General features: G+C 58.7%; 8 protein-coding genes. 3 read left to right on the top strand and 5 right to left on the bottom strand.

The genetic code is table 11. From position 1 onward, the window contains the following. Nucleotides 1–13: 13 nt before the first annotated feature. Together CCX46_RS21845 and csrA are read left to right on the top strand one after the other, a co-directional pair. A complete protein-coding gene (locus CCX46_RS21845; RefSeq protein WP_127929305.1) occupies nucleotides 14–346 on the top strand; it encodes a YnfA family protein in 333 nt (110 codons plus the stop codon). Nucleotides 347–483: 137 nt separating this feature from the next. Beyond that, nucleotides 484–669, top strand: coding sequence for a carbon storage regulator CsrA (gene csrA, locus CCX46_RS21840; protein ID WP_007908359.1), 186 nt, complete (start codon nucleotides 484–486; stop codon nucleotides 667–669). A 6-nt stretch (nucleotides 670–675) separates the two neighbouring features. Here the strand turns inward: csrA and CCX46_RS21835 are convergent, their stop codons facing one another. From CCX46_RS21835 to CCX46_RS21810, 5 genes are all read right to left on the bottom strand, one after another. Next, nucleotides 676–903: a YheU family protein gene (locus CCX46_RS21835; protein WP_003192759.1), complete on the bottom strand. Its 228-nt coding sequence runs from the start codon at nucleotides 901–903 to the stop codon at nucleotides 676–678. Nucleotides 904–1,073: 170 nt separating this feature from the next. Continuing rightward, entirely contained in the window at nucleotides 1,074–2,264 is a 1,191-nt protein-coding gene (locus CCX46_RS21830) for an osmoprotectant NAGGN system M42 family peptidase (protein WP_038364408.1), read from the bottom strand. Nucleotides 2,265–2,405: 141 nt separating this feature from the next. After that, complete coding sequence (gene ngg, locus CCX46_RS21820; protein WP_127929304.1) at nucleotides 2,406–4,151, bottom strand: N-acetylglutaminylglutamine synthetase; 1,746 nt, start codon at nucleotides 4,149–4,151, stop codon at nucleotides 2,406–2,408. A gap of 3 nt (nucleotides 4,152–4,154) precedes the next feature. Continuing rightward, the gene (locus CCX46_RS21815; RefSeq protein WP_127929303.1) at nucleotides 4,155–5,927 is read right to left on the bottom strand and encodes an N-acetylglutaminylglutamine amidotransferase; all 1,773 of its coding nucleotides are present in this window, start codon (nucleotides 5,925–5,927) and stop codon (nucleotides 4,155–4,157) included. Between the two features lie 109 nt (nucleotides 5,928–6,036). Further along, complete coding sequence (locus tag CCX46_RS21810) at nucleotides 6,037–7,521, bottom strand: dermonecrotic toxin domain-containing protein (protein WP_127929302.1); 1,485 nt, start codon at nucleotides 7,519–7,521, stop codon at nucleotides 6,037–6,039. Nucleotides 7,522–7,860: 339 nt separating this feature from the next. Here CCX46_RS21810 and CCX46_RS21805 point away from each other — a divergent pair, with 339 nt between their 5' ends. Continuing rightward, nucleotides 7,861–12,672: an NEL-type E3 ubiquitin ligase domain-containing protein gene (locus tag CCX46_RS21805; protein ID WP_127929301.1), complete on the top strand. Its 4,812-nt coding sequence runs from the start codon at nucleotides 7,861–7,863 to the stop codon at nucleotides 12,670–12,672. Nucleotides 12,673–12,674: the final 2 nt, after the last annotated feature.

Raw genomic sequence — 12,674 nt, 5'->3', positions numbered from 1 at the left:
TCGAGACGCGTCAATGCTCAATTACTTGTGGTTTTTCCTCGCGGCGCTGTTTGAAATCGCCGGTTGTTTCGCCTTCTTCATGTGGCTGCGCCAAGGCAAGAGTGCCTTGTGGGTGATTCCTGCGCTGCTCAGTCTGACCTTGTTCGCGCTGTTGCTGACCCGTGTCGAAGCCAACTACGCCGGTCGTGCCTATGCCGCTTACGGCGGGATTTACATCGTTGCTTCGATCGGATGGCTGATGGTGGTGGAGCGCGTGCGTCCATTGGCTTCGGACTGGATCGGCGTGGCGTTGTGCGTCATCGGCGCCAGCGTGATTCTGTTCGGGCCACGGTTTTCCGCTGCCTGAATGGGGCGTTTGTGGGAAACGTCTTACGTCTCGGTGTAAGGGGGGCTGTAAGGCAAAACTGATTTGCCTGCCGCGCATTGTAGAGCCGCCTCAAGCCGCGCATCTTCAGGGTTCGCTAACCCTGAAGGACGAATCTCATGCTTGTACTCAGCCGTGTCGTTGGTGAGTTGATTTCAATCGGTGACGACATTTCCCTGCGCGTGCTGTCGGTGAACGGTTCCAGCGTGCGCTTCGGCGTCGAAGCGCCACAAAAGGTCAATGTGCATCGCGCAGAGGTCTATGACCGGATCAAGCGCAAGCAGGCCACCGAAAAGCTCCGCTGAGGATTTTCAGTCGAACAGATGCTTGGGCACATCGTGCTTGAGCATCAATTGGCACTGCTCGCTTTCCGGGTCGAAGACGATCAGTGCCTGGCCTTTGGTCAGTGCCTGACGTACGCGCAGCACACGGGTTTCCAGCGGCGTGTCATCGCCATTGTCGGTGCCGTCGCGGGTGACGAAATCCTCGATGAGGCGGGTGAGGGTGTCTACTTCAAGAGCGTCGTAGGGAATGAGCATGGGCACCTCGGTCAAATCAATGGCGGGATGCTACGGCGATTGCTGGTTGCCTGCCAGTTTTGTGTTGCCTGGGCCGGCCCTTTCGCGAGCAGGCTCGCTCCCACATTTGGAATTCGTCCCCATGTGGGAGCGAGCTTGCTCGCGAAGGCGATGGTTCTGCCAACAAAGAGTTAACTGTCGGAACGCTGCCCCACCAGACTGTCCACCGACGGCACCCGCGTATCACTCTCCATCTGCGTGTCATGTTCGATCTGATGACTGAAGCGATCCAGCGAAGCATTGGCCGGCGCCGCATCGCTGGCAAACACCGGCGGGCTCAGAATATAAGCGCCGAGCAAGCGACTGAGCGCCGCCAGACTGTCGATGTGCGTACGCTCATAACCATGGGTCGCGTCACAGCCAAACGCGAGCAGGGCAGTGCGGATGTCGTGGCCGGCCGTCACCGCCGAATGCGCATCGCTGAAGTAATAGCGGAACAGGTCGCGGCGCACCGGCAACTCGTTCTCGCTGGCCAGTTTCAGCAAGTGCCGCGACAGATGATAGTCATACGGCCCGCCGGAATCCTGCATCGCCACGCTCACCGCGTGTTCGCTGGAATGCTGCCCCGGGGCGACCGGAGCGATGTCGATGCCGACAAATTCACTGACATCCCACGGCAATGCTGCCGCTGCGCCGCTGCCGGTTTCCTCGGTGATGGTGAACAGCGGATGGCAGTCGATCATCAGTTCCTGACCGCTGTCGACAATGGCTTTAAGCGATGCCAACAGCGCGGCGACACCGGCCTTGTCATCCAGGTGACGGGCGCTGATGTGGCCGCTTTCGGTGAACTCCGGCAGCGGGTCGAAGGCAACCACGTCACCGACGCTGATGCCCAGCGAATCGCAGTCAGCCTTGGTCGCACAGTAGGCGTCCAGACGCAGTTCAACGTGATCCCAACTGATCGGCATCTCATCCACGGCGGTATTGAACGCATGCCCGGACGCCATCAGCGGCAGGACACTGCCGCGAATCACACCGTTGTCGGTAAACAGGCTGACGCGGCTGCCCTCGGCAAAACGGCTCGACCAGCAGCCGACCGGGGCGAGGGTCAGGCGACCGTTGTCTTTGATCGCGCGGACGGCAGCGCCGATGGTATCGAGGTGCGCCGAGACGGCACGATCGGGGCTGTTCTTTTTGCCTTTGAGCGTGGCGCGAATGGTGCCGCGCCGGGTCATTTCAAACGGAATGCCGAGTTCTTCCAGACGCTCGGCGACGTAACGCACGATGGTGTCGGTGAACCCGGTGGGGCTGGGAATGGCGAGCATTTCCAGGAGGACTTTTTGCAGATAGTTCAGATCCGGTTCGGGGATTTGCGTGGTCATGGAAACTCCTGATGGGTTGAGCACTGATCGTTCCCACGCTCTGCGTGGGAATGCAGCCGGGGACGCTCTGCGTCCCAAGAGTGGACGCAGAGCGTCCGGTGAGGCGTTCCCACGCAGAGCGTGGGAACGATCAGGAAAGGGTTAAATCGCCGGCTGACTGTGCGGAAACAACAAATCGACAAAGCGTTCCGCCGTCGGCTGCGGCTCATGGTTGGCCAGACCGGCGCGTTCGTTGGCCTCGATAAACACGTACTCCGGTTGATCCGCCGCTGGCACCATCAAGTCGAGCCCGACCATCGGAATATCCAGCGCCCGCGCCGCGCGCACGGCGGCATCAACCAGCGTCGGATGCAGAATCGCCGTGACATCTTCCAGAGTGCCGCCGGTGTGCAGATTCGCCGTGCGCCGCACAAACAAATGTTCACCGGCCGGCAGGATGCTGCTGTAGTCATAACCCGCCGCATGCAGGGTGCGCTGGGTCTCGTGGTCCAGCGGAATCTTGCTTTCGCCGCTGGTGGCCGCCTGCCGACGACGACTCTGCGCCTCGATCAACGCGCCCACCGAATGCTGGCCATCGCCGACCACTTCCGCCGGTTTGCGAATCGCTGCTGCCACCACTTCAAAGCCAATCACCAGAATCCGCAGATCAAGCCCTTCATGGAAGCTTTCCAGCAGTACGCGGTTATCAAATTGCTTCGCCGTTTCGATGGCTTGCTGCACCTCTTCGATGCTCTGCAAATCCACCGCCACGCCTTGGCCCTGTTCACCGTCGAGCGGCTTGACCACCACCCGTTGATGCTCATCGAGAAAGGCCAGGTTATCGTCGGCATTGCCCGCCAGTTGCTGCGAGGGCAGATTCAACCCGGCACCTTTCAGCACTTTGTGCGTCAGGCTTTTGTCCTGACACAGGCTCATGCTGATCGCGCTGGTCAGGTCGCTCAGCGATTCGCGGCAACGCACGCGACGGCCGCCATGGCTGAGGGTGAACAGCCCGGCATCGGCGTCATCCACCTGCACATCGATGCCGCGCCGATGCGCTTCTTCAACAATGATCCGCGCATACGGATTGAACTGCGCCTCCGGCCCAGGGCCGAGAAACAGCGGCTGGTTGATGCCGTTTTTGCGTTTGATGGCGAAGGTCGACAGGTTGCGGAAACCGAGCTTGGCGTAGAGGTTTTTCGCCTGACGATTGTCGTGCAACACCGACAGGTCGAGATAACTCAAACCACGACTCATGAAGTGTTCGATCAGGTGCCGCACCAGCACTTCGCCGACACCCGGTCGTGAGCACTGCGGATCCACCGCCAGGCACCACAGGCTGCTGCCGTTTTCCGGGTCGTTGAAAGCCTTTTGATGGTTCAGGCCCATGACGCTGCCGATCACCGCGCCGCTGTCCTCATCCTCGGCCAGCCAGTACACCGGGCCGCCCTGATGATGCGGAGTGAGCAGGGTGGCATCGATCGGCAACATGCCGCGCGCCTGATACAACTGATTGATCGCCTGCCAGTCCGCCTCACTTTGCGCCCGACGAATACGGAAGCCGCGAAACACTCGGGTGGCCTGCCGGTAATCGCTGAACCACAGGCGCAAGGTGTCGGACGGGTCGAGAAACAGTTGCGTCGGCTCAAGTCCGAGAATTTGCTGCGGTGCTGCAACGTACAAAGCGATATCGCGTTCGCCGGGCTGCTCTTTGAGCAGTTCCTGCGCCAGCGATGCCGGATCGGGAAAGGTGTGGCCGATCAGCAACCGGCCCCAGCCGCAATGTACGGCGATCGGCTCGGCGGCCAGCGTGCTGCCATCTTCGGCCAGACGTGCCTGCAGGCGTTCATAGGACGGCGTCTGACCGCGTAGCAGCCGTTGGTTGATGGCCGTGGCGTGGGGTTTCATCGATCAGATTCCTTGTTCACTGAGCCACAGGTTCAGGGCTGCCAGTTGCCACAGTTTCGAACCGCGCAACGGCGTCAGTTGGCCTTGCGGATCAGTCAGCAGTTTGTCGAGCATGGCCGGGTTGAACAGGCCACGGTCCTGACTCGGATCGAGCAGCAGTTCGCGTACCCAGTTCAGCGTATCGCCCTGCAAATGCTTGAGGCCCGGGACCGGGAAGTAGCCTTTTTTGCGGTCGATCACTTCACTTGGAATGACCCGGCGCGCGGCTTCTTTCAAGACCTGTTTGCCGCCATCCGGCAGCTTGAATTTGCCCGGTACGCGGGCCGAGAGTTCGACCAGTCGATAGTCGAGAAACGGCGTACGCGCCTCCAGGCCCCAGGCCATGGTCATGTTGTCGACGCGTTTGACCGGGTCGTCGACCAGCATCACCGTGCTGTCCAGACGCAGGGCTTTGTCCACTGCGGCCTCGGCGCCGGGCTGGGCGAAATGTTCCTTGACGAAGTCGCCTGCGGCATCGTTCGCGGTCAGCCATTTCGGCTGCACAGTGGCGGCGTAGTCGTCATAGCTGCGGTCGAAAAATGCGTTGCGGTAAGCCGTGTAAGGATCGGCCGCGCCGTCGACTTGCGGATACCAGTGGTAACCGGCGAACAGTTCATCGGCGCCCTGGCCGCTCTGTACCACCTTGCAATGTTTGGCCACTTCACGCGACAGCAGATAGAAAGCGATGCAGTCATGGCTGACCATCGGTTCGCTCATTGCGCGGAACGCGGCGGGCAATTGCTCGATGATTTCTTTCTCGTCGATACGCAGCTGATGATGCTGAGTGCCGTAGTGTTTGGCGATCAGATCGGAATACTGAAACTCGTCACCGCGCTCGCCACCGGCATCCTGGAAACCGATGGAAAAGGTCGACAGGTTCTCGACGCCGACTTCACGCAACAGACCGACCAACATGCTCGAATCGACACCGCCGGACAGCAGCACGCCGACATCCACGGCCGCACGTTGACGAATCGCCACCGCTTCGCGGGTGCTGTCGAGCACGCGGTCGACCCAGTCTTCCAGGGTCAGGTTTTTCTCGTCGTCGTGTGGGCCGTAAGGCAGGGTCCACCAGGTTTTCTGCTCGGTGCGGCCATCGGCTTCAACGCGCATCCATGTAGCGGGCGGCAGTTTTTCGATGCCGGCCAGCAAGGTGCGCGGCGCCGGGACCACCGCGTGGAAATTCAGGTAGTGATTGAGCGCCACCGGGTCGAGGATCGGGTTGATGTCGCCGCCCTTGAGCAGTGCCGGCAATGCAGAGGCAAAGCGCAGGCGCTGGCCGGTGCGCGACAGGTACAACGGCTTCACGCCGAGACGGTCGCGGGCGATGAACAGGCGTTTGGCGTCACGTTCCCAAATGGCAAACGCGAACATGCCATTGAGCTTCGGCAGCAACGCTTCGCCCCAGGCGTGATAGCCCTTGAGCAGCACTTCGGTGTCGCCACCGGAATAGAAGGCATAACCCAGCGTTTCAAGCTCGGCGCGCAGTTCCGGGAAGTTGTAGATCGCACCGTTGAAGGCCAGGGACAGGCCGAGTTGGCTGTCGATCATCGGCTGCGCAGAGCCGTCCGACAGGTCCATGATTTTCAGGCGCCGATGACCCAGGGCAATCGGCCCTTGGGCATGGAAGCCCCACGCGTCGGGGCCGCGAGGGGCCAGGTGATGGGTGATTCTCTCGATCGCTGCAAGGTCTGCAGGTTGTTGATCAAAACGTAACTCGCCAGCTAATCCGCACATAAAATCCTTACCGGTTTTTCCGTTGGGGAGGGGTCAAGCCGTACCTCGCCAGAAGGGCGGGTACTCAGAAACTGACCCGCCCCGGTAAGTGGAGTTTTAGAACGATAAGTTATAAGGCAACAGGTTCCAGCTTGTGCAGCAGAGCGCCGGGTTGTTCGCGCAAATGTTTCTGCACCTCGAACTGCCCGAAGTAGTCGTCCGCCATTTCGCTGTTCATGGGGGCGCCGGGCTTAGCGGAGTCTGTTGTGGCCAAGCGTTTTTTCAGATCCACCAGTCGAGACAGCGCGTCGTGTTTTTCGATGGCGGTCCAACGATCGAGGCTGGCGAAAACGAGGGCCAGCAATTCATCCGTGGCATAAACACGCAAGCGCCTGTTGAAGTCCTCATTCGGGCTGTTGAGATGGGCTGCGCCTATAAGTGACGCCTGACTCTCCCGGCGATTGGCGTAGGCGGCCTCGTCGACATTGGCAACCGCCACCGCTAGCTCCCCGGTATCTGCTGTCAACTTGTCGAGATGGCGATCGAAAAGATGTTTGTACAGGCCTGTCTCCAGCGGGATGAACGCGATGTTTTCTACGAACGAAATGCTTTGCAGGTTCAATGTCCGGAATTCACTTTGTTCGCGGTGGGTCAATTGCGAAATGAACAGTTCTTGCAGTTGTTTACTTGCAACGAAGTTGACGGCCAGGCGATACCTGCACTGGTCTTCACTGTCGTCCTGGTAAAAGCTGTCGCCGGCATCATTGGGGATGTATACGTAGTAGCTGTCTTTCGTCGAGTGATCGGTCTGGCGACAGGTTATCAATACGGCATCTGTCATGTATTTGCCAAATAGCTGTATCGAATACAGCTTGATTCTGGCGTTGTTGAACAGGTCACCATAAACAATATCTTCGTTGCCTTTGGCGAGGTTCAACAGGGTGACAAGCCGATAAAGAGGGAAGTTCGCTTTGCTGAAATATTTTTCGTAGGCGGCGAGCTTCATGTTTGTTTTATGCATGCGCAGGCTGATCAATTCGAGACTTGAGACTCTGAACGTTCTGGAAATGTGTTTCCGGTATTCGCCCCCGAGATCAAGCTGGCGACTCAACAGCGCAAACGCTTGTGCGGTTATCTGAGTAGGCGGTGAGCCGTCGGGCGCTTCTTCGTCGACTTTGGGTAAGGTCTTGCTGTCGTCCGAGAAGTAACCGGCAGCCGCTTCCTGTTCCGTGAAATTCAGCATCGCTGCCTGCAGCAAGGTGTAGGTGTGGGAGCCATCGTCCACGGCTGTCGCGGGTTTGAGCTTGATGCTGTCGTTGACACTGAACCGCCCTCCATACTGTTGCTGCAACGCCTGTCGCAGCTTTCGCATGCAGAAATCCTCCAGCGTTTCCAGGTTGCCCAGCAATTGATCAATGTAGTTCTGGTAGGGCAGCGCCTCATCGAGTAATGCACGGAATTCGCCCAGCCTGACCGGGTCGGCTTTGAGCAATCCGTCGCTGATGAATTGGGCAACGACGGTTGCCTTGTCCCGGTCGCCCATTTCATTGAGCAGTTTTTTCAGCGTGGCTTCATGGGTCAAAACGCTTGCTTGTTGTTGCGTCTGGATAATCATGTTGGAAGTCTCGTGTTGAAGAAGGGACTTGATCCTAGGCCGTCGAAACAAAAAAGAATAACGTGTTTAGTTGATCGCTTGAGCCATGAAGTCAGCGGTATTTTGATTGAAAGATATACATATCTATCGCCACGGAAAGGTCTGAGTGTGTCTGCGGTATTTGCAGGGGAGATGGCACTCTGGGCACCCTGAAGTTGCCGGAAAAATGGTGGTAGATATCTATGTTGTTGGTGCGAGTTGCTGTGGTTTTATGCGTGCAGGAACATGAGGTTTGGGGGGGGGGCATTCCTCGATTTCGATATGTTAAAACTTCCATTTCGCAATAAAGGACTATTGCCGATGTCAACCAAAGTAAAGCTTCCACAAAAAACAATCCTCAGCACATTGCTCGATGCCACAGAGGATCTCGATACCGCCCGGACTCTGCAAAAAAGCCTGCCGGCGCATTTATTGAAAGCGACGGTGGCCGACTTGTCAGCCCTTGATCAGACAAGCCGTGATCTGCACCAGATTCAGACGACCGTGGCGGCGGATCTGCTCGCATTGAAGTCCTTGCAGACGTTCTGCATCAATGAACTGAGCGATGCCTTGAGTCGCAAATGGTCGGTAGTCTTTGCTGTCGAGAAAGACTTTCTGAGTCTGCCGGGCGTTGATTGCGGTTGCCCTGCGACCTCAACCGACGAGAACGGTATTCAGACGTTCCCGCACGCTACACCGACGCTGTTGCAAGCGGCGATGCAGAACTTCAGCGAAGACGAGGCCGCTGAGAGCTTTCCGCAAGGCAGTTTTATTCGAGTGCACAGTGCCCCAGACGGGGTCACCGGGCTGACCCCGGCCACGTTTGCCGCTTTTTGCCGAGAGCTGGATTTGGGCAAGCGCTATCAGGAGCATTTCCAGCAGGTGTTCGGCTTGCGCGAAAGCGATGACAAGGTGATCGCCACCAGCACCATGACCGCTGATATCGCGAAAATGAAAAAGCTGCTGTTGCAATTCGACCTGCACCAGGCCGCGCTTAAAAGCCATATCACCTTGGCGGGTCAGCAAATGCTGCAGAAGCTGATCGACTTCGATGGCGGGGTGTCAGCGCAAACACTGCGCTATGGCAACCGAACGCTGATCATGCAAGGCATTGAGATTTTCGACAGTTGTGTCTGGGGCGTGGTGGTGTTTTCTGCCCGTTCGGTGGAGTTGTACCCCGATGAGTGGTGCCTGGTGTACATGGCGGGTGAGCCCGAGCGACCGCTGTATGAATACAGCAGTTTTACCGCGTTCAAGCAGTACCTGACGCAGCAGTTGAAGGTAAAAAGTTACAAGGATTATTTCGCCAACAGCATTGATGAAGACGACAAGGCCGACTTTTTCAAATCCGTCGCTGACAGCGCTGAGCTGGGCCACATCAAGCAGTTGCCGATTACCGTGGCGCTCTTTGAATTCATGGTGCAAAGCCACGTCGGCAAGTTGCAACTCGATGCGCGCAAGCTGGCCGTGCCGACCGCCGATATTGATGAGGAGGTGCGCCAGAAGCGCCTGCTGGATTTTCTTCAGTTGGGTGTGACCATCGTCTCCGTGGCCGGCTTCGTCGTGCCCGTGCTTGGCCAGTTGATGATGGGCGTTGCAGTAGGGCAGTTGCTCGGTGAGGTTTATGAAGGTGTCGAAGACTGGCGTCATGGCGATCATCAGCAAGCGCTGTCGCACCTGTTGAGCGTGGCGGAAAATATCGCGCTGATGGGCGTCTTTGCCGGCGGGCAAAAAACCTTGGGCGCGCTTGGTAAAAAACTGCTGCGCTCACACCCGGAGTTCTTCGGTGAATTCAGCGCCATTCTCAATAGTGCCGGCAAGCCGCGACTGTGGAAACCTGAACTCTCACGCTATGAGCATTTCCTTCCGGCGGGTTTGACGGTCGCCCCGAGCTCCACGGAGTTTTATCAGATCGGCGCGAAAACCATGGCCCGCGTCGATCATCGATTCTTCGCCGGGCCTTATGATTCCGCCGCGAAAGTCTGGCGTCTGGAACATGCCGAGCGTGCGCAGGCTTATGTTCCAGAGCTTGTCCGGCACGTTGAAGGTGGCTGGCGGCTGCCCGCCGAAGAACCGCAACAGTGGGGCAGTTCGGCGTACACGCTCAAGCGTATCGATCCGCAGTTGAGCGAATTCGTCGATACCGATCTGGACATGATGCGCCGCCTCAGCGACACCCCGCACGAAGGCTTGCAACAGGCCTTTACCGACAATCTGAGCTTGCCTGTACGCTTGCGTGAAACCGTGGAGCGCGCGCGTATCGTGCGCCAGTTGCGGCAATTGACCCTCGAACTGCAGAGTGGCGAAACCCATTCCGGCCAGCCTGTCGAAGAGCAGTTGCAGGCCTTGCCGAAAATGCCCGGCTGGCCGACCGACCGCTACATCGAGGTGACCGACGCCGAAGGCAGCGTGACGGCGACCTATCCCCTGACCAAGACCCTCGATGAGTCGCTGGGTGTGGTAGTCAGCGAACAGCAACTGGCGCGCGGGCAGTTGTTGCAAACCGTGCTTGATGGCCTGTACCAGAAAGAGGTCGACGCCTTGCTGGGCAGCAAAGTCGCGAAAAGCGCCGAAGAACCGATCCTGGCAAAGAAACTGGGCGCGGCGCTCAAGGCAGATCATCGCGCAGCTTTCGAGCGTATGTATCAGCGCGTCGATCAGAGTGACGTTGGTGATGTTGTGAAGTTGCGCCAGGTGTTTGCCGACATCCCGGCACGCTATGCGAAAGCGCTCATCGATCGCGCGCCGAGTGCGCAGCGCCTGCATCTGCGCTCGACCGGGCGAGTGCCGCTGCGGCTCGGGCAGCAAGTCAGGGAGGGGATCGATCAGGTGCGTCTGGATCGCGCACTGGCGGGGTTTCATTGGCCGCGGCTTGCCAATGCCGACACCGACAGTCTGGCGATTCAGTTGCTGCCCCGTCTGAGCGGTTGGGATTCCCTGCGTCTGGAGCTACGCGACAAGACGCTCAGCGGGCCGATTCTGCAAGCCATTGGCGACGCGTCGGCGACTTCCGCCGATACTTGCTCGCTGGTGAAAACCGTCGAGGGCTATGAAGCGTTTGGCGGCGATGGCAAAAGCCTCGGCACGGTTGCTTCCGGCCCTGACGCCCTGTACGCCGCCATCCTCAAGGCACTGCCGCCACGCCAACGACTAGCCGCCGGATTTCCCGAGCCGGTGCCGGCTGACACGGCACGGCTGCGCAAACAGTTGCTCAACACGGCACTGGATGAGCGTGAGGCCACGGCACGCACGCTGATCCGCGGCCAATCCGAACCACTGGTCGTCGAGCCTGCCTGTATCCAGGGCGATCATCCGCCGGCGGTGAAACATCCGCCCGCGCTGATGCGCAAAGTCCGCAAGCTCTATCCGCGTCTGAGTGAAGCGCAGGCCAGTGAATTCATTGACAGTCTGGGAGAAGACCTGTTGACCCGTGCGACACGGGTCAATGACTTGCGCCGGGATCTGCAGAGCCTGCGTGAAGCGCTGTTTCTCTGGAGCGAGGATACCGCCGCCATGAGCACGCTGGGAGGAGATCTGGCGGACGTGCGGCACAGTCGCAAGACCATGGCCGAGCTGATCGAAAACGGATTCCGTCGGTTCTACTCCGTCAACAATGAAAATGGAAAATCGGTCGGTGTCTTGCGTCTTGATGGCATGCGCGTCGGCAAGTTGCCGACGCTGCCACCGGGGATCAGTTTTGACCACCTCCAGCAATTGTCCATGAAGGACATGGCGCTGGACGATGATGTGGCGTACTTCCTCAAGTCATTCACAAAACTCGAGTCGCTGGAACTCGACCAGAACGCCATGACTCGTTTTCCTGAAGTGCTGTCGCATATGCCTGATCTGACCCACTTGAGTCTGGCGCAGAACAAGCTCCAGTTGACCGGGCAGACGCTGACAAAACTCAACGGTTTGCGATCGCTGCACCATCTGAACCTCAATAGAAATCCGCTGGGTGCCACACCGGATGTCAGTCAGATGTTCAATCTGCGCCGTCTGTTGCTGCAAGACACTGGCCTCACGGAAATGCCCAAGGGGCTTGCGCGTCTGCTGTATCTGGATTGGGTGGACTTGCGCAGCAATGCCATAAAAAGCCTGCCTGACTGGCTGTTCAAGACTCCGCGACGTTTCAGCCAGGCGCTGGACCTGGGCCTCAATCCTCTGGCCGAGCCGAGCAAAACACACCTTGAGAATTATCGCGACAATTTCGGCGTCGGCATGGGCTATCTGGAAAACGACATGCCGCGACTCGACGAGCAACAGGCACGCTCGCTTTGGCTTTCTGAGGAGACCGGTGAGGTTTGGGCCAGGCGTGAACGGATCTGGAACGCATTCAAGGATGACTCACGCGCCGAGGGCCTGTTTCATTTGCTTTCTGAACTGGGCGATACCGCCGATTCGGAGAAGGTCAGCAAGGACATGCAGCGGCGGGTCTGGGCCGTGCTCGAGGCAGCCGAGTCCGATAGCGCGCTGTGTGATCAGGTACTGAGCGCGGCCGCCAACCCGATCAATTGCACCGACACGGCGGCGATCAATTTCAGTTATCTGGAGGTCGCTGTGGAAGTCGATCGCGTGACCCGGGGCGCGGGTGGCCGGATCAACAGCGCCAAGCCGCTGCTCGACCTGGGGCGCGGTCTGTTCCGCTTGGAACAATTGAACGAAATTGCTCAGGAACATGCCGCCAAGGCCCCGACGGTCGATCCGCTGGAGGTGAATCTGGCCTATCGTGTTGGCCTCGCCAAGGCGCTGGATTTGCCAGGCCAGCCGCAAAACATGCGTTTTGGCACACTGGGTGGGGTAACCGAAGCCGATCTGGAGGTGGCGAAACACCAGGTCGCCACAGCGGAACTCTCGCCAAAATGGCTGAAGTTCATGAGCGAACGGTCATTCTGGAGAGCCTACCTGCAACGCACATTTGCGCGAAAATTTTCCCCTCTCGATGATGTGTATGCGCCGCGCATGAGTGCTTTGGACGCGCAGCAGGACGAGTTGTCCGATGTCGACTATTTGAGCCAGGCGGAAGTCATCAAGGCCGAACGGCAAAGCGCCATAGACGATGTGGTGACGCTTCTGACCACCGATGCGCTGCGCACTGCGGACCTGGGTCTTTGCACCCTGAGCGACGTATGAGC

Source organism: Pseudomonas sp. RU47, assembly GCF_004011755.1.
Lineage (GTDB): Bacteria > Pseudomonadota > Gammaproteobacteria > Pseudomonadales > Pseudomonadaceae > Aquipseudomonas.
This window is presented reverse-complemented; position numbering and strand designations above follow the sequence as displayed.